General features: G+C 69.7%; 21 protein-coding genes and 1 tRNA gene. 10 read left to right on the forward strand and 12 right to left on the reverse strand.

Translation table 11 applies throughout. The features are described 5' to 3' along the window. Window positions 1–669 precede the first annotated feature (669 nt). Window positions 670–1,266 carry a TetR/AcrR family transcriptional regulator gene (locus tag EIZ44_RS13965; RefSeq protein ID WP_043839820.1) on the reverse strand — a complete coding sequence of 199 codons (597 nt, stop codon included), beginning with the start codon at window positions 1,264–1,266 and terminating at the stop codon, window positions 670–672. 9 nt (window positions 1,267–1,275) lie between these two features. Continuing rightward, the gene (locus EIZ44_RS13970; protein ID WP_134728962.1) at window positions 1,276–2,034 is read right to left on the reverse strand and encodes a creatininase family protein; all 759 of its coding nucleotides are present in this window, start codon (window positions 2,032–2,034) and stop codon (window positions 1,276–1,278) included. 117 nt (window positions 2,035–2,151) lie between these two features. On the opposite strand from EIZ44_RS13970, the gene EIZ44_RS13975 reads away from it, so the two are divergent. Genes EIZ44_RS13975 through EIZ44_RS13995 form a run of 5 tightly spaced genes read left to right on the forward strand, consistent with a single transcriptional unit; the run spans window position 2,152 to window position 7,219 of the window. Further along, window positions 2,152–3,324 (forward strand): LLM class flavin-dependent oxidoreductase, encoded by a 1,173-nt coding sequence (locus tag EIZ44_RS13975; protein WP_134728963.1) that lies wholly within the window; start codon window positions 2,152–2,154, stop codon window positions 3,322–3,324. Further along, on the forward strand, window positions 3,321–4,133 hold the full coding sequence (locus EIZ44_RS13980) for an enoyl-CoA hydratase/isomerase family protein (protein WP_134728964.1): 813 nt from the start codon (window positions 3,321–3,323) through the stop codon (window positions 4,131–4,133). Before EIZ44_RS13975 ends, EIZ44_RS13980 begins: the two co-directional genes overlap by 4 nt. After that, complete coding sequence (locus EIZ44_RS13985; RefSeq protein ID WP_134728965.1) at window positions 4,130–4,897, forward strand: enoyl-CoA hydratase/isomerase family protein; 768 nt, start codon at window positions 4,130–4,132, stop codon at window positions 4,895–4,897. Before EIZ44_RS13980 ends, EIZ44_RS13985 begins: the two co-directional genes overlap by 4 nt. Beyond that, window positions 4,890–5,432 (forward strand): flavin reductase family protein, encoded by a 543-nt coding sequence (locus EIZ44_RS13990; protein ID WP_134728966.1) that lies wholly within the window; start codon window positions 4,890–4,892, stop codon window positions 5,430–5,432. Before EIZ44_RS13985 ends, EIZ44_RS13990 begins: the two co-directional genes overlap by 8 nt. Continuing rightward, window positions 5,423–7,219 (forward strand): AMP-dependent synthetase/ligase, encoded by a 1,797-nt coding sequence (locus EIZ44_RS13995; RefSeq protein ID WP_134728967.1) that lies wholly within the window; start codon window positions 5,423–5,425, stop codon window positions 7,217–7,219. The genes EIZ44_RS13990 and EIZ44_RS13995 overlap by 10 nt, the downstream gene beginning before the upstream one ends. 37 nt (window positions 7,220–7,256) lie before the next feature. On the opposite strand, the gene EIZ44_RS14000 is transcribed toward EIZ44_RS13995, so the two are convergent. Next, the gene (locus EIZ44_RS14000) at window positions 7,257–7,616 is read right to left on the reverse strand and encodes a VOC family protein (RefSeq protein WP_240691297.1); all 360 of its coding nucleotides are present in this window, start codon (window positions 7,614–7,616) and stop codon (window positions 7,257–7,259) included. A gap of 72 nt (window positions 7,617–7,688) precedes the next feature. Here EIZ44_RS14000 and EIZ44_RS14005 point away from each other — a divergent pair, with 72 nt between their 5' ends. Next, window positions 7,689–7,880 carry a DUF2795 domain-containing protein gene (locus tag EIZ44_RS14005; protein ID WP_199817499.1) on the forward strand — a complete coding sequence of 64 codons (192 nt, stop codon included), beginning with the start codon at window positions 7,689–7,691 and terminating at the stop codon, window positions 7,878–7,880. 7 nt (window positions 7,881–7,887) lie between these two features. On the opposite strand, the gene EIZ44_RS14010 is transcribed toward EIZ44_RS14005, so the two are convergent. The 9 genes from EIZ44_RS14010 to selD all read right to left on the reverse strand — a co-directional run bounded on the left by EIZ44_RS14010 (window position 7,888) and on the right by selD (window position 13,590). Beyond that, window positions 7,888–8,325, reverse strand: coding sequence for a PPOX class F420-dependent oxidoreductase (locus EIZ44_RS14010; protein WP_043839832.1), 438 nt, complete (start codon window positions 8,323–8,325; stop codon window positions 7,888–7,890). 71 nt (window positions 8,326–8,396) lie between these two features. Continuing rightward, a complete protein-coding gene (locus EIZ44_RS14015; RefSeq protein WP_134728969.1) occupies window positions 8,397–10,178 on the reverse strand; it encodes a complex I subunit 5 family protein in 1,782 nt (593 codons plus the stop codon). A 2-nt stretch (window positions 10,179–10,180) separates the two neighbouring features. Continuing rightward, a complete protein-coding gene (locus tag EIZ44_RS14020; RefSeq protein ID WP_134728970.1) occupies window positions 10,181–10,534 on the reverse strand; it encodes an NADH-quinone oxidoreductase subunit K in 354 nt (117 codons plus the stop codon). Beyond that, window positions 10,531–11,244 carry an MnhB domain-containing protein gene (locus EIZ44_RS14025; RefSeq protein WP_134728971.1) on the reverse strand — a complete coding sequence of 238 codons (714 nt, stop codon included), beginning with the start codon at window positions 11,242–11,244 and terminating at the stop codon, window positions 10,531–10,533. The genes EIZ44_RS14020 and EIZ44_RS14025 overlap by 4 nt, the downstream gene beginning before the upstream one ends. Then, window positions 11,241–11,477, reverse strand: a complete 237-nt coding sequence (locus EIZ44_RS14030) for a Na(+)/H(+) antiporter subunit B (protein ID WP_037810690.1) — start codon at window positions 11,475–11,477, stop codon at window positions 11,241–11,243. Before EIZ44_RS14030 ends, EIZ44_RS14025 begins: the two co-directional genes overlap by 4 nt. Beyond that, entirely contained in the window at window positions 11,474–11,773 is a 300-nt protein-coding gene (locus EIZ44_RS14035) for a cation:proton antiporter (protein WP_037810692.1), read from the reverse strand. Before EIZ44_RS14035 ends, EIZ44_RS14030 begins: the two co-directional genes overlap by 4 nt. Further along, a complete protein-coding gene (locus tag EIZ44_RS14040) occupies window positions 11,770–12,021 on the reverse strand; it encodes a monovalent cation/H+ antiporter complex subunit F (protein WP_037810694.1) in 252 nt (83 codons plus the stop codon). The genes EIZ44_RS14035 and EIZ44_RS14040 overlap by 4 nt, the downstream gene beginning before the upstream one ends. Next, a complete protein-coding gene (locus EIZ44_RS14045; protein ID WP_134728972.1) occupies window positions 12,018–12,473 on the reverse strand; it encodes a Na+/H+ antiporter subunit E in 456 nt (151 codons plus the stop codon). Before EIZ44_RS14045 ends, EIZ44_RS14040 begins: the two co-directional genes overlap by 4 nt. 121 nt (window positions 12,474–12,594) lie before the next feature. After that, entirely contained in the window at window positions 12,595–13,590 is a 996-nt protein-coding gene (gene selD / locus EIZ44_RS14050; protein WP_205673149.1) for a selenide, water dikinase SelD, read from the reverse strand. A gap of 45 nt (window positions 13,591–13,635) precedes the next feature. Between selD and EIZ44_RS14055 the strand changes: the two genes are divergently transcribed. The 4 genes from EIZ44_RS14055 to selB all read left to right on the forward strand — a co-directional run bounded on the left by EIZ44_RS14055 (window position 13,636) and on the right by selB (window position 16,894). After that, window positions 13,636–13,730, forward strand: a tRNA-Sec gene (locus EIZ44_RS14055). Beyond that, complete coding sequence (locus EIZ44_RS46155) at window positions 13,730–13,864, forward strand: hypothetical protein (RefSeq protein WP_369127025.1); 135 nt, start codon at window positions 13,730–13,732, stop codon at window positions 13,862–13,864. The genes EIZ44_RS14055 and EIZ44_RS46155 overlap by 1 nt, the downstream gene beginning before the upstream one ends. Further along, complete coding sequence (gene selA / locus EIZ44_RS14060) at window positions 13,857–15,140, forward strand: L-seryl-tRNA(Sec) selenium transferase (protein ID WP_134728974.1); 1,284 nt, start codon at window positions 13,857–13,859, stop codon at window positions 15,138–15,140. The genes EIZ44_RS46155 and selA overlap by 8 nt, the downstream gene beginning before the upstream one ends. After that, window positions 15,131–16,894, forward strand: a complete 1,764-nt coding sequence (selB, locus tag EIZ44_RS14065; protein WP_134728975.1) for a selenocysteine-specific translation elongation factor — start codon at window positions 15,131–15,133, stop codon at window positions 16,892–16,894. Before selA ends, selB begins: the two co-directional genes overlap by 10 nt. Window positions 16,895–16,898 lie beyond the last annotated feature (4 nt).

Consider the following 16,898-nt stretch of genomic DNA (forward strand, 5'->3'; position numbering starts at 1 on the left):
CGCTTGACAAACAAAACCCAGGGATGTCTTCACGGACCTCATCGAGAGAGGGGCAGCCCGGCGCGTCTCCTCGACTGGTGCTCCGCAGGGCCTTGGCCAGCACAGCTACCGCCGACCCGCCGCGCACCACGCAGTCGGGGAAACCTCAGTGGGGCCATGAGTCCCACCGCCCAACCGTCAGGCGCCGCGCTGCCGGAACCCTCATTGGTGGGCTAGTCCCATCGCCGGGCCGCCGCACATCGCACTGCTGGGGAAACCTCAGTGGGGCCGTGAGTCTCAGGGCCTGGCAGCCGAACATCGGACTGCCGGGAAACCTCATCGGTGTACAAGTTCTGCCACTCAACTGCCCATCGCCGCGCTGCCGGGGGAACCTCGTTGGGGCACTAGCTCCGCCACCCAGCCACCGCTCACCGCGCTATCGGAAAGACCTCATTTGGGGCGCGAGCCCCACCATCCAACCGCCGCCGTTGCACCCAAAACATCGAGGCACCCAGCCCCTCCCGCGCACCCCGATACGAAGCCTCCCTGCGGTTCGGGGGTGCTTGTCAAGGCATCTTTCCCGCCTTGACAAGCACCCCCGAACCGTCAGCACAATCAAGCTTCGGGGTGCCCCACGCAACCACCGTGCGCAATGTCGCCGCCAGGCGACGAGCCGACCCCCCCAGAGGATCAAACACCCCCAGCAGGCACAAGCAACGCATTAACCGCCGCAGTACGAATCGTAGAAGCCACACTCTCCACATCCAGCCCGCTATTAAACTGCGGCACCGAATTAATCATAGAAAAAACAGCATGCGTCAACACCCGATTCTGCGCATCCGACAAATCCGGCCGCAACCGCTCCACCAGCGCACTCCACTCCTCGGCGTAGAGCCGCATCATCCGCCGCATCCGATGCCGTTCCTCCTCGGGCACGTTGTGCTCATTCTTCAAGAACACCAACGTAGAAGGCACATTCTGCAGACTCCGCGTAACGTGATAGTCGATCATCGCCTCAAGCGCCTTGCGCGGATCAGTAACCTCCGCCGCGGTCTCGCGCGCATTGGCCAGCAAATCCTTCAACGGATCCTCGAGCACCGCGATCAGCAACGCCTGCTTGCTGGGAAAATGCCGGTAAAGAGCAGGCCCAGTGACGCCAGCCCGCGCACCGATCATCTCGGTGGTGACCGCGTCGAAAGCCCGCTCGTGGAACAACTCGCCGGCGACCTTGATCAGCGTCTGCCTGCGCGAGGAACGCGGCGACGCGGCGCGAGATGAGCTCGTCATGACCCGAGTCTAGGTGAGAGGCCGATAACGAGCCGCCGCGTACTCTGCCAGCAGGGCCGCGACCGCGCTGAGGCAGGCAAAGCCCAGGTCGGTAGACATCCCGCGCGGATCGCCGAGCACCCCGTTCGGAGCAACCGCCTTGACGCCTCCGGTTAATACCCGAGCCAGCAGAGCATCGTCCATCGGCTCGGCAAGGCCAGGAGTGGCACGATCAGCGCGCACCGCCTCCGGCCGAAGCGCGAGCATGATCGAGCCTTCGGCGACATCGGCATGTCCGCCGACTTGGCTGGCTAGATCGGCGACGGCGGTGCGCCAGGCATCGAGCACCGCGGCCGAGTCGGCGAACGCGACCACATCCAGCTCAGCAGTCAGACGCGAGGAGAGCTTCGCCTCGATCTCGCTCAGCAGCGGATAGTTGCCGATGTGCGCGGAGAAGATCAACACCCGGCGAAACCCATGTACAGCAAGACTTTCGCAGCAGTCGAAACAGATGGCTTCCAGTGTTTCGGGCCGCACCGACAACGTCCCCGGGAAGCCGAGATGATGGGCGGAGCAGCCAAGGCGCACGGTCGGCAGGACGAGCGCATCGCCGAGCCGCTCCGCCACGAGCACGCCCAGCCGGTCGGCATGGTCGCTGTCGACTGAGAGCGGCAGGTGCGCGCCGTGCTGTTCGGTAGCTCCCAGCGGGAGGATCGCGGTCCGCATGCCGCTCGCCAGCGCGTCGGCGACTTCGGGCGAGGTCAGGTGCTCGATCCGTAGCTCGCTCATGCGCTCCTCCAAGCAAAGTTAGTAGCAAGTAACACGTTTCCTCCCAGATGGAGCCTTGACCACGGGTTGACTGCGTCTTATGTTATCGGTCAATAACATCGGCTGGAAGGGGCGATCATGGACTTCATCCTCATGTCGGAGGGGGACACCCCGGTCGGGCTCACCCACGAACACCGCTACCGAGAACTGATCGAGGAAGTGCTGCTCGCCGAGCAGGTCGGCTTCGACGCGTTCGGGAGTTCCGAACAGCACGTCGCCATCGGCACGGCGACCGTGTCCGCGCCGGAGGTGCTCTACCCGTACCTGATGGCGCTCACGAGCCGGATCCGCTTCATCCACCTCGTGACGCTGCTGCCGACGCGCATGAACCACGCGCTGCGCGTCGCGGAACGGATCGCGACCGAGGACATCCTCTCCAACGGCCGGATCGAACTCGGCACCGGCCGCGGCAACACGACGCTCGCGCTACGGGCGTTCGAGGTGGACCCGACGGAGAACAAATCCCAGTGGCGCGAAGGGATCGAGCTGATCCGCCGGGCGTTCCTCGACGATCCGTTCTCCTTCGTGGGCGAGCACTACAAGATCCCGCCGCGCAGCCTGGTGCCGAAGCCGTTGCAGACGCCGTATCCGCCGATCTCGGTCGCCGCGGGCAGCCCGAGTTCGGTCGAAACCGCCGCCGCGATGGGCATCGGCGCGATCATGGGCGGGTTCTACCTCGGCTACGACCTCGTGGAGAACATGCTGAAGCTCTACGACGAGACCCTCGCCGCCACCACCCACCCGTACCCGATCACGCCGCGCAAGATGGTGCTGGTCAGCGGCGGCATGCACTGCGCCGAAACGACCGCGCTGGCCCGCGAACAGGCCCGGCCGCTGTTCGAGATGTCCAAGCTTTCCACCGACGCGTACGGGCGGCTGGCGAAGCTCTCCCAGGACTACGCCTACATGGGCGCGATCAACGACGTCGATTTCAGCGACGAGGAGTACCTGTTCGAGCGCTCGCAGGGCTTCCTCGTCGGCGACCCGGAGCATTGCGCCGAGCACGTCCAGCGGTACGCGGACATGGGCGTGGAGTCGCTGGTGTTGCGAGTGGACAGTCTCCCGCACGACCAGTTGATGCGGTCGATCGAACTGTTCGGCAAGTACGTGATCCCGCGGTTCAAGCATCCGCGCAACGTGGTGCGCCCTGCCGACGACGTGCTGGCCGGCATCCGCGCCGCGCGTCCGGCGCACGAGGAAGCGCTGCGCCGGTTCCAGTCCGAGAACCAGACCGCGGAGGCAGTCCGATGAGCGGCCTTTACCAGCACGGCAGCGGAAACGTGCTCGTCGAGCGCCCGGCCGACGGCGTCCTGCTGATCACGATCAACCGGCCCGAGCGGTACAACGCGCTGCTGATGCCGATGTTCGACGAGCTGAGCGAGATCTGGGCCGACGTGGAGCGCGACGACGAGACGCGGGTCGTCGTGGTGACCGGGGCGGGCAAGGCGTTTTGCACCGGAATGGACGTGCGCGAACCCGATCCGACGCCGGAAGCGGCGCTCGCGATGCTGGAATCCGAGCGCCGGCGGATTTCGACGGTGCTCCGGATCGAAAAGCCGATCATTTCCGCGATCAACGGACCGGCGGTCGGCTACGGCCTGTCGACGGCGTTGCTCGCGGACATCAGCATCGCCGCCGAAGACGCGGTGCTGATCGAGGGCCACACCAAGGTCGGCGTGACCGCGGGCGACCACGCCGCGTTGATCTGGCCGCTGCTGGTCGGGATGGCCAAGACGAAGTATTACGTGCTGACCTCGGAAAAGCTGACCGGAGCGGAAGCTGAACGGATCGGGCTCGTGAGCCTGGCCGTGCCTCGCGAACAAGTGCTCCCGCGTGCCTTGGAGGTCGCCTCTCAGCTCGCGCAGGGATCGCAGCAGGCGCTCCGGTTCACGAAACGCGCGCTCAACATGTGGCTCACGAATGCGTTGCCGCAGCACGAGTTGTCCGGCGCGCTGGAAATTCTCGACTTCGCCGGAGCTGATTACCGGGAAGCGCGCCAAGCATTCCGGGAAAAGCGTGCTCCGGTTTTCCCGTCCGCTTCCGGCGTACCGGCGACATGACCACCGCTTCGCTCAGCGCCGTCCAGGTGTCCAGGGAAACGGACGGCGCGGTGGTCCTGACCCTGAGCCGTCCGCCCGCGAACGCGCTCAGCAACTCGCTGATCAGCCGGCTGACCACGACGCTGGAAGACCTCGCCCATGGCCCGGACGCTCCCGCCGTCGTCCTGACCGGCGCGGGCGACCGGTTCTTCTGCGCGGGCGGCGACCTCAAGGAAGCGGTCGGTTACGACGCCGAGTCGATGGCCGAACGGATGACCGCGTTCCACGCGCTGCTCTGCGCACTGGAGAACTATCCCCGGCCGCTGGTGTGCGCGGTGAACGGCTGGTGCGTCGGCGGCGGGATCGAGATGGCGCTGTTCTCCGATTTCGTTTACGCGTCATCGCGAGCGCGGTTCGTCTTCCCCGAGGTCGACCACGGGATGTTGCCTGCGGTGAAAGGGATCGCCCGCGTCCGCGAGGTGCTGGGCGACCGTGGCGCCCGGCGGCTGTTGCTGGGCGGGGAATCCGTCGACGCGTCCGAGGCGAAAGCGCTGGGCATCGTTGACGAAGTGGTTGAGCCGGGGGAGTTGCTGGAGGCCGCGTCCGCACACACACGCGCGGCGGCGGCGAAACCGCCCGCGGTGTTCGCGGCCTTGAAACTGGCTCTCCTCCAGGAAACCGCCGGCTGGCCGGACGAGAAACAACTGCAGGTCACGGCCGCCGACGCGCGAACAGTTTTCACCGACCCTGCCGCACGAGCTGCCCGGGAGGCATGGAATGGCTGACGTATCGCACGATCTGGACCCGGCCGTCTTCCGTTCGGCGCTGTCCCGTTTCCCGTCCGGCGTCACGATCGTGACGACCCGCGGCGAGGACGGCACGCTGCACGGATTCACCGCGAGTTCCTTCGCTTCGCTGTCGCTCGATCCGCCGCTGGTGCTCGTGTGCCTCGACCGGGGCGCGACGTGTTTCCCGGTTTTCATGGCGGCCGAGCGATTCGTCGTGAACGTGGTGACTCCCTCGCACGCCGAGCTGGCGACGCGGTTCGCCACGAAGGGCGAGAACAAGTTCGCGTACGGGAGCTTCGAGTTCGACGACCAGGGCCATCCGCTCCTTCCGGACGCGGCGGCGATCCTCCACTGTGAACTGGAGCAGGCGGTGCCCGGCGGGGATCACGTGATCCTCATCGGCCGGGTGCGCGAGGCGCGGGTCGGCGGCGGGCGGCCCGTGACGTGGTACCGGGGTGACTTCCTCCACCTCGGCGAGCGTGCCGCCGGAGCCGGGCTCGCGGCGGGAAGTGAGGGCTGGTCATGGAGCTGACCGAGTTCGAACCGGAGCGGACGCTGCCGGGCCTGCTGCTGGACCGCGCCCGCCGCGAGCCGGACGCCGTCGCGCTGCGGTATTCGCGCGGCGGGGCGATGCGGGCGATCACCTGGCGGACCTACCTCGACCGGGTGCGCGAACTCGCGTTCGGCCTGGTCGCGCAGGGGGTCCGGCACGGCGACCGGATCGCGGTGATGAGCAGCGCGCGTCCGGAATGGGTGTTCGCCGCGCTGGCGGTGCAGAGCGTCGGCGGGGTCGTGATCGGGGTGTATCCGACCAACTCGCCTGCCGAGATCGAACAGGTGCTCGCGCACAGCGAGGCGGTCGCGTTCATCGGTGAGACGGAAACGGAACTCGCCAAGGTCGCGAAGATCGCCGGGAACACTCCGGACCTGCGGCTGGTCGCCGGAATCGAGGCGGCCCCACCGGACCTGCCCGCGGGGATCACCGGCGTGAGCTGGGACGACCTGCGTGCGGCCGGGGAACCAGACGCGTTGACAGAGCTGATCGCCGCCACGACGCTCGACGACCCGGCCGTCCTCTTCTACACGTCCGGCTCCACCGGGGTGCCCAAGGGCGTCACCCATTCCCACCGCACGCTCCAGCACGCGATCCAGAGCGTCATCGGCCTCTACCCGGAGAGCCGGACCGCGCGGCACGACGTCGTCGGGTTCCTGCCGCTGGCGCACGTCGCGCCCGCGGTGCTGCTCGTTTTCACCCCGTTGCACACGCGGTTGGTCGTGACCTTCTGCCGGATCGAGGACTACGGCGAGGTGCTGCGTGCGGTACGGCCGACGGTCGTGCTGTGGCCGCCTCGGTTTTACGAGAAGCTCGCCGCCGAGCTGATCGCCCTCGCTGAGTCCTGGATGGGAATCCGCCGCCTCGCGTACCGGGCCGCGATGCGGATCGGCCGCCGGATGGCCGAGCGGCGGTGGGCCGGCCGCCGTGCGCCGGTGGTGCTGAGGATTGCTTACGCCGTCGCGGTTCGGGCAGTTTTCGTTCCGCTGCGGGCAAGTCTCGGCATGGACCGGCTGCGCGTCGCGTGGACGGCTTCGGCGGCCATGCCGGAAAGCGTCGTGGCGCTGTGGCAGATCTGGGGCCTCGACCTGCGCGAGAACTACGGGCTCACCGAGACCGGCGGGTGCCCGATCGGGCAGTTCGGGCAGCCGTTCCCGCGCCCGGGGCGGATCGGCCGGGAGTTCGCGGACCCTCGCTACCAGGTGAAAATCGCCGGCGACCGGGAGATGCTGATCCGCGCGCCGTTGTTGTTCAGCGGGTACTGGCGCAACCCCGGGGAAACCGAAGCGGTCTTCGAGGACGGCTGGTTCCGCACCGGCGACCTGATGGAGCGGACCGCCGACGGGGACATCCGGCTGATCGGGCGGAAGAAGGATGTGATCATCACCCGGGGCGGCAAGACCGTCGACCCGCAGCCGATCGAGATCCGGCTGAAGGAGAGCGTGCTGATCGAGGAAGCGATCGTGGTCGGCGACGGGCGGAAGTACCTGACCGTCCTGATCGAACCGAGCGCGGCCGCGAGCGCGGAGCTGGACGGGCGCTTGCGGGCCGAGGTGGAGCGGGTCAACGCGGACCTCGCGCGGGCGGAGCAGCTGAAGGATTTCCGGGTGTTGCCGCGGCCGTTGGAAGCTGCGCGAGGCGAGCGGACGGCGAACGGGAAGGTCAAGCGCGCGGCGGTGGTGGGTTCGTTCGCGGGGTTGATCGACGAGATGTACGGCGCGGACGACGACGCGGCGATCGCGGACCACGTACGGAGGCCGCGGTAGGCGAGCCGCAGCGGGACGGGGTCCCGCTGCGGTTCTGTTACTGGGGTCCGTAGACGACGATGGTGTTGCCCCACGGGTCGCGTGCTACGGCACGGACTTCGTGCGGGCCTTGTTCCGGTTGCCGGACAACGGTTCCACCACCGGCGACCAGCGCGGCCAGCGCGGCGGCGACGTCAGGCACCTTGAACGACGCGGCCGGAACCCCGTCGGTGACGTCTTCTTCCGGACCGGCGAGGGCGAGGGTCGTTCCGCCCGCGTCGAGGGCTGCGTAGCGGTCTCCGTCGACGAATTTCGCGGACAGGCCGAAGGTCGTGGCGTAGAACCGCACGGCTGAGCTGACGTCGGCGACGGGATGCAGCACGTTCCCGATCTTGGCCGGTTCCGGGGATTCGTTCACCAGTCGAGCCTAACCCGCATGATCCCGGAGCGGGCGGGTATGCCGGAGGGAGAACCCGAGGAAGGGAGCGCCATGTCTGACGTCCGGGAGTATTTAACGGAAGTCGAGTATCCGTGCGAGCGCGACGAGCTCCTCCGCCGGGCCGCCGCGAAGGGGGCGGGCGACGACGTCATCGGGCATCTCGGCAAGCTGCCCGAGCAGCGGTACGAGAACCTCGACGCGGTGCATCGGCTGCTCGGCGACGACATCGACCCGCACGGGTGAGGGCGCCTCAGTCCGCGACGCCTTTCTTCTGGTCGATGAACGTCTGCCGCTCCGGGGTGACCTGGAGGATGACGCGTTCGGACTTGATCGCGTCCGGCGGGTAGTCGCCGCCGGTGTACTTGCGGGCGAGCTGGTCCACCTGCGACCGCGCTCGCTCGCCGGTCTCGATGCCGGTCACGCGGCCGCGGACTTCCGCGTACCGGTACGGGTCCTGCTCGTCTCGGATGAGGACGGTGATCCGGTCGTCGCGCTCGACGTTGCGGTACTTCACCCGGTGGGTCTCGGTGTTGAGCACGATCCTGCCGTTCTCGACGTGCACCCAGATCATCTGCGTCTGCAGCCTGCCGCTTGGCAGCACCGTGGTGACCGCGGCGAAGTTCTTGCCGGTGGCGAGCTCTTCGGTTTCGGGCAGCAGTTTCGGGCCGTCGGCGGTGCTGGCGGGCACGGCAACTCCTCACGGTCGACGTCACGGGCCGCCCTGCGGGTAGCCCGGCCGACCGGCGGGTAAACGCGACGTCAGAGCCAGACCAGCCCGGCGAGGACGGCGACCCCCGCGAGCAGCCACGCCACGTAGTCGCCGACCTGGCCGGAGTGCGCGCGGTGCAGGACGGTGAGGGCTTCGTGCACCGGTTTCGGGGCGCGGCGTCGCGACCACAGCGCGAGTGCGGTGGCGGCGAGGGTGAGGACGGCGGTCGCGGCGGCGGACAGCAGGCCGGGGCCGGTCCAGGAAAGTTCGGGAGCCGTCGCGGGGAGTGGCGAAGGCAGCGTCGGCAGGACGTCGTGGAGGTAGCCCGCGCGGTCGACCGCCTGCGCGCCGGCGGCCGCGGCGACGTCGCGGATCCACGGCACGATCCCGGCGGCCAGCGCGAAAGCGAGCAGGACGACGATGGCGGCCAGCATCGGGATCGGGGTGCGTTCGATCGGCCGGCCGGTCTCGGGTTCCTCGCCGGAACCGGGTGTCGTGTCCTCGGAATCGTCGTCGGGCGGCCTGCCGAGTCCGAAGTAGACTCGGAGCCCGGCACGCAGCACTGCCGCGGCGGTCAGGGCGGAAATGATCGCGAACACGATCATCAGCCACTCCGGACCGGCGTGTTCGGCGGCGTCTTTGCCGAGCGCCAGACCGAACGGCGGCAGCCCGGCGAGGGCGGCTGCGGCGATGAGGAACAGCACTGCTTCGGTCCGTGAATGTGTTGCGCGGCCGAAGAGATCGTCCTCGTCGACGCTGCCGTAGCGGTCCTTCAACACGCCGGTCAGGAGGAACAGTGCGCCCTTTGCTCCGGCGTGTCCGAGCACGGAGAGCACGAACGCGGCGGTCGCTTCGCCGCCGGTGGCGGCGAGTCCACAGAGGAACAGTCCGATGTGGGCGATGGTCGAATAGGCCAGCAAGCGTTTCAGATGCCGCTGAGTGAAGCACAGCACGGCACCGAGGACAGCGCTGGCGATCCCGGCGGTGAGGTAGATCCGGCTGACGGTGGCGTCGTCGAGCACTGCCCCGAACACAGTCGTGCGGACGCGGAGCACGCCGTAGAGCCCGAGTTCGACCATGACGCCGGAGAACAGCACACACACCGGCGTCGGAGCGACGGCGTGCGCGTCGGCGAGCCAGAAATGGAACGGCACGCTCGCGGCTTTGACCAGCAATCCGGTGCACACCAACACGAACGCGGCGATGACCAGCGCGTCCGCCGGACGGCCGTCGAGCGCTACGCCCAGCTGAGCGAGCCCGAGCTGGCCGCCGCGGGCGTAGAGCAGGCCGATGCCCATCAGCGTGAAGTACGCGCCGAGTGAGTTGACTACGCCGAAGTTCAGCGCGCCCTGCACCGAGTCCGCCTCCTCGATCCGGTACCCGGTCAGCGCGTAGGCGACGCCGCTCATCAGCTCGAAGAACACGAACAGCGTGAACAGGTCGCCGGTGAAGAGGAAGCCGATCATGCCGGTCAGGAAGAGCAGCATCATCGCGTGGTAGCGGGCTTCGACGGCCTCGAAGTAATGCCAGCTGTAGAGCAGCGCGCAGACGGTCAGGAACGCGGCCAGCACGGCGAACGTCGTGTTCAACCCGTCCGCGACGAGCACGATGCCGACCGAGCGGGTGCCTTCCGGACTTTGGCGGCCGAGCCAGCTGACCACCCGCTCGTGGTGCGCGGCGGTCAGCAGGACCACGCACAGTGCGCACACCGCCGCCGCGGTCACCGTGGCCGTCACGTCGACGACGACGCGGGGGAGTTTGCCGCCGAGGCCGAGCAGCAGGCAGGCGGCGAGCAGCGGGACGGCGATGGCGAGTGCGGGCAGGGTCGTCATGGTCAGCCGCGCAGGGCCCGCAGCTCGTCGGGATCGACCGTGCCGTGGCGGCGCGAGATCTGCAGCGTCAGCGCGAGCAGGAGCGCGGTGATGGTCGCCGAGACGACGATGTCGGTGAGCGTCATGGCCTGCACCATCGGGTCGACCACCGGCTGCGCCTGCCCCTGCGACACGATCGGGGCGGTGGCCTGGTCCTGGTAGCCGATCGCGAGCAGCAGGACATACGTGCCGGATTGCGCGACCGACAGCGAGACCACGGTGTGCACGAGATGGCGGCTGCGCATGATCCCGGCGCAGCCGAGCAGCAACAGCCACGCCGCCACGCCGTAGCAGGCCGCCGACACCAGGCCCGTCACCGTTCCTCCAGCCCGTGCACGAAGAACCGCGAGAGCAGGACGACGAATCCGGCGGCGACCTCGATGCCGATCAGCACGCTCAGCACGAGGACGGTCCCGGACGACAGCAGCGAGCCGAATTGGCCGAGTGGCAATACGTTCGCGAGGAACGAGCCGCCGATGGCGAGTCCCAGCAGACCGGTCACGACGTACAGGCCGGTGGCCGCCGCTTCGGCGTATTCGCACCAGTCGATCGGGCGCAGCCGGGCCAGCGCGCGGTAGCTGCCGGAGAGGTAGAGCAGATGCCAGCCGGTGGCGAGGACGACGCCGCCTTGGAAACCGCCGCCGGGGGTCAGGTGCCCGTGCACGACGATGTCGATGCCCAGCAGCACCGAGACCGGCAGGAGCAGGAAACCGGCGAGCTTCACGGCGGGCAGGACGTAGCCGGTCCCGTCCGTTTCCGGCTCCTTCTCGGGCGGTTGCAGCAGCGCGAGCGTGCCGACGACGGCGGCGGCGACGATGGTTTCCTCGCCGAGGGTGTCGAGCGCGCGGAGGTCGAAGTTGATCGAGGACACCAGGTTCGGGGTGATTTCCCGGAACCCCATCGGCAGCACCAGGTCCCGGTAGACGTGGCTCGCGGACCCGGCGGCGGGCATCCGGGTGAACGCGGCGACGAACAGCGCCGCGACCCCGGCCAGCCCGGCGGCTCCGACGACGTCGCGGGTCCTCATCGCTTCCCCGTCTTCCGCAGGGTCAGCAGGACGAGCAGCGGGACGATCGCCGCGCCGACGGCGAGTTCGGACAGCGCGACGTCCGGGGCTTGGAAAACGACGAAAAGCACGGTGAGACAGAGGGAAAACACCGTGAGCGTGATCGCTTGCCGCTTCGGGTCGTGCGTCGCGACGACGGCGAAACCGGCCACGGCGACCAGTGCGAGGGCGACGAGCAGCACGGCGGCTGTCATGACGGAAGGTCCTCGTCGATCTCGCCGCGGTGGCGGGCTTCGAGCCGGGCGTTGGCCGATTGCAGGATCGGACTGGTGACCGCCAGCAGGACGACCGTCGCGAGGATCGCGCCCGAGCCGAGGTGGACGCCGTTGACCAGGACGAGCCCGACCCCGATGAGCGGCGCGCCGAGCGTGGTCGCCGGGGTGAGCAGGTGCAGGCGGGTCAGCAGGTCTTTCGCGCGCAGCAGGCCGACGGCCGAGGCGAGGACGACGAACACCCCGGCGAACACGAGAATCTGCGCGGCGAGGGTCATCGGGTCCCCAGGAGCCGCGCGAAGACGAGCGTTCCGGCGAAGGCGAGGACGGTCAGCGTCAGAGGGAGGATGACGGCGCTGGACGGGCCGTACGCTTGGACGAGCAGCAGGAGCGTCAGGATGGTGACGGTGCCGGCGAACTGCATCCCGGCGAGACGCTCGATCGCGGTGCCCCGGGCGGCGAGCCACAACGCGGTGCCGAGACCGCCTGCCATCAGCAGCAGCGCGGCGAGGAGCAGCCACGTCATCGCGTCACCCGATCGAGGGTCGAGGAGCCGGGGAGCAGCCGGTGGATGACGAGGTCGGTGTCGTCTGGCGGGCTCGCGACGACCATCGCGCCCGGGGTGCAGCCGACGACCACTGTCGCGATGGCGAGGCGTGCTTCGTGCTGCGCGCGCGGTTCGGCTGGGACGGTGACTTTTTCGCACTTTCCGGCAGACGGTCGTTGGAAGACCATGCGCAATGCAGCGACGGATTCGCTGACGGCGGCTTTGGGCAGCGGTGCCAGCCAGGTGAGCCAGCTCGGTTTGAGCTGCCACGCACCGTGCATCGCCCGGCGTGCGGAACGGGCGGCGACCGCGCAGACCGCCGCGGCGCCGGCCCCGACGATCAGTTCGGGTGCGGACGGGGTGGACAGCGTGAGGGTCCACAGCCCGGTCAGGGCAAGCCACCACAGCAGAATCTCGATCGCAGCGCGCATGTCTCACCTCGGGCAGGGGCTACCCACTTCGGAGACCCGCCAATCCGGCGCGGGTTCCGCCAGCCGTCCGTGAAGGGCTCCTTGAGGGAATCCAATTCCCTCAAGGAGCCCTTCACGGACCTCAGCCGACGACGATGGTGTGGCCGGTGCGGGACACCAGCTCGCCGATCACGGGGTAGCCGGGCAGTTCGCCCGCCACGAGCAGGCCGCCGGAAGTCTGTGCGTCGGCCAGCAACAGCGCCTCCTCCTCGGAGACCCGGGAGAGATCGGTGTGCGGCCGGACCCAGTCGAGGTTCCGGCGAGTCCCACCGCTGACATACCCGTCGCGCAGCGCCTCCCGCGCGCCCTCGAGATACGGGACAGCCGCCGGGTCCAGTCGCGCGGTGACGCCGCTCGCCCGCGCCAGTTTGTGCAGGTGGCCGAGCAATCCGAAGCCGGTGACGTCGGTCGCGCACACCGCGCCCGCCTCCAGCGCGGCGGCCGACGCGGCGCGGTTGAGCTCGGTCATCGCGGCGATCGCCTCCTCGGAGCGTTCGCCGGTGGCCTTGTGCCGCGAGTTCAGCACGCCGATCCCGAGCGGCTTGGTCAGCGTGAGCGGCGTGCCCGGCTTGCCCGAATCGTTGCGCAGCAAGCGGTCCGGGTCCGCGGTGCCGGTGACGGCGAGGCCGTACTTGGGTTCCGGGTCGTCGACGCTGTGCCCGCCGGACAGATGGCATCCGGCTCGCGCGCAGACGTCCAAGCCGCCGCGCAGCACCTCCGCGGCCAGCTCGAACGGCAGCACCTCGCGCGGCCAGCCGAGGAGATTGACCGCGACCACCGGGACGCCGCCCATCGCGTACACGTCGGACAGCGCGTTCGCGGCGGCGATCCGGCCCCAGTCGTACGGGTCGTCGACGACCGGGGTGAAGAAGTCCGTCGTCACGATGAGGGCGACGTTCCCGGCGATGCGCACGGCCGCCGCGTCGTCGCCGTCGTCGAGGCCGACCAGGAGTTCCCCGGGCGGGTTCTCCGGCGCTGCACCGGACAGGCCGCGGACGATCGTTTCCAGTTCGCCGGGCGGGATTTTGCACGCGCAGCCGCCGCCGTGGGCGTACTGGGTCAGCCTCATGGTTTTCATCATGCGGGGGCGCGACGGTCTTGGCAGGATGGCGGAATGCCCCAGGGAGGCGTATCCGGCCTGGTGACCGGCGCGGTCTTCAACACCGTTGAGCGGCAGGTCCTGCCGCTGGCGGGTTCGATTCCCGTCCGCCTCCGCCATGGGTGACCCGCGCCGGGCGATCCCGCGCACCGACGCGGTGCTCGGCGAGCCGAGAGTGGCGAGAGCTGTCGAGGTGCTTGGTGGTGGCCTGGTTGTGGGTCGATTGTTCGTGAGGGCGGCCGGTCATGGATGACCCGCGCCGGGCGATCCCGCGCACCGACGCGGTGCTCGGCGAGCCGAGGATCGCGAAAGCCGTCGAGACACTCGGCCGGGACTTGGTGAAGGCCCTGGTCTTAGCCGCGCAGCAACGGGCGCGCGCAGGCGAGATCGAGCCCGGCGAGGTCGTAGCGGAGGTGGTGGCCCGGCTGCCCTCGACGGTGTCCTCGCTGCGTCCGGTGCTCAACGCGACCGGCGTCCTCGTGCACACCAACCTCGGCCGTGCCCCGCTGTCCGCTGCCGCGTTGGACGCGGTCGTCGCGGCGGGCGGGGCCACGGACGTGGAGTTCGCGCTCGAAACAGGGGAGCGTGCGAAACGCGGCCGCGGCACCCTCGCCGCGTTGGCGGAGGCGGTGCCGCGCGCGGGGGCGGTGCACGTGGTCAACAACAACGCGGCGGCGTTGCTGCTGTGTGCGCTGACCTTGGCTCCAGGCAAGGAAATCGTGGTCAGCCGCGGCGAACTGGTCGAGATCGGCGACGGCTTCCGCATCCCGGACCTGCTCGCCTCGACCGATGCGCGGCTCCGCGAAGTCGGGACCACGAACCGGACTTCGGCGGCGGATTACGCGGCGGCCATCGGTCCGGACACGGGATTCGTGCTCAAAATCCATCCCTCCAACTACCAGGTCACCGGGTTCACCTCGGAGGCGAGCGTCGCCGAACTGGCCGGGCTCGGCGTGCCGGTGGTCGCCGACGTCGGGTCCGGGCTGCTCGCGCCGCATCCGCTGCTGCCGGACGAACCGGACGTCGCGACCGCGCTGGCCGACGGTGCGAACGTCGTCACGGCGAGCGGCGACAAGCTCCTCGGCGGTCCGCAGGCGGGCTTGCTCTTCGGAGACGCCGAACTGGTGTACCGGCTGCGACGGCATCCCGCGGCTCGCGCGCTCCGGGTCGACAAGTTGACCCTCGCCGCGCTCGAAGCCACCCTTCGCGGGCCGGAACCACCCGTGCGGGCGGCGCTTGTCGCGGAGGGTCTTCACCAACGTGCCGAGGCGCTTGCTCAGTCGCTGCGTTCGGCGGGCGTGGATGCCGAGGCGGTGGATTCGACCGCGGTCGTCGGCGGCGGTGGCGCGCCGGGAGTTGAGCTGCCCAGCGCGGCGGTCGCGTTGCCTGCCCGGTACGCACAGGCGTTGCGGCTGGGCGAACCCGCGGTGGTCGGCCGGATCGTGCGGGACCGGTGCCTGCTCGACCTCCGGACGGTGGCCCCGGCGGACGACGCGACCCTGCGGGAGGCGGTCCGCCGATGCGGGTGATCGCCACCGCCGGCCACGTCGACCACGGGAAATCCACCCTGATCCGCCGGCTCACCGGCATGGAACCGGACCGGTGGGCCGAGGAACGCCGCCGCGGCCTGACCCTCGACCTCGGCTTCGCCTGGACCCGCCTGGGCGGCGAGGAGATCGCCTTCGTCGACGTCCCCGGGCACCAGCGATTCGTCCCGAACATGCTGGCGGGCGTCGGTCCCGTCCCGGCCGCGTTGTTCGTCGTGGCGGCGGACGAGGGCTGGATGCCGCAATCCGCGGAACACCTGGCGGCACTCGACGCGTTCGGCGTCCGGCACGGTCTGCTCGCCGTCACCAAAGCGGACCGCGCCGATCCGGCGAGAGCGACAGCGGCGGCCCTTGAGGAGATCGCGGCGACGGTGCTCGGCGAGGTGCCCGCGGTGCGCGTGAGCGGCACGACCGGCGAAGGGCTCGACGAACTGAGCGCGCAACTCGCCAAGCTCGCCAGCCGCTTGCCGTCACCCGACCTGAACGCGGACGTCCGGCTCTGGATCGACCGCGCGTTCACCATCAAAGGCGCGGGCACCGTCGTCACCGGAACCCTCGGCGGCGGCACACTGCGGGTCGGCGACGAGTTGACGCTCGGCGCGAACCGCGTGCAGATCCGCGGTCTGCAGGCGCTCGGCGAACCGCGCGAAACCGTGTCCGCGGTGGCTCGGGTCGCGGTGAACGTGCGCGGCGTGCCCAAGGATTCCGTCGGACGGGGCGACGTGTTGCTGACCCCGGGTGCGTGGCGCCCGGCGACCGAAATAGACGTCCGGTTGCGCGGCGCACCGTCCGGCAAACTGCACCGGAACCTCGTGCTGCACTTCGGATCCGCAGCGGTGCCGGTCCGGGTCCGTCCGCTCGGGACGGACACCGCGCGGCTGCTGCTCGCGAGCCCGCTGCCGCTCCGGACCGGCGACCGGGGACTGCTGCGCGACCCCGGCGAGCACCGGATCCCGGCCGGGTTCGACGTGGTGGACGTCCGGCCGCCGTCGCTCGCACGCCGCGGCGCCGCGCGTGCCCGGGGCGAAGAGCTGACCGCGGTGGAGCCGGGCTGGGATTACCTCCGCCGGGCGGGTTTCGTGCGCCACGGGGACTTCCGCGCGCTGGGGCTGCCGGAGGTAGGCGAGCGGCTCGGCGGCTGGCACGCAGACCCGGCCCGCCTCCGCCAGTCGCGAGCGGAGGCCGCCGAAGTCGTCGCGGCGTGGACCCGGGAACATCCGCTGGCGGCGGGCATCCCGGCCGAGGCGTTCCGGCAACGGCTCGGACTCCCGGACGCGGACCTGATCCCGGCGGTCCTCACCGGCGAGCTGGTCCTCAAGGACGGGCTCGTCCGCAAGCCCGGCACCGGGCTGACCGCCGAAGTCGAAAAGGCCGTCGCAGTCCTCGAAGAACGGTTCGCTGAGCACCCGTTCCGCGCGCCGGAAGCGGACGAACTGCGGGAACTCGGCCTGGGCAAACGGGAATTGGCCGCCGCCGTCCGGGTCGGCCGGCTGCGGGCGATCGCCGACGGAGTGGTGCTGGGCCCGGACGCGCCGGAGCGCGCGGCGGAGGCGCTGGCCGCGCTCGGCGAGCCGTTCACCGTGTCGCGGGCGAGGCAGGCGCTGGACAGCACCCGCCGGGTGATGATCCCGCTCCTGGAGCACCTCGACGCGGCCGGGCTCACCGAACCGCTCGGCGACGGGACCCGCCGGACGTGTGGACGAGGCTGCGCCGGGCGGGAGAACGGATTACCGTGACAGC

Origin of the sequence: Amycolatopsis nivea (assembly GCF_004522235.1) — a bacterium.
Lineage (GTDB): Bacteria > Actinomycetota > Actinomycetes > Mycobacteriales > Pseudonocardiaceae > Amycolatopsis > Amycolatopsis nivea.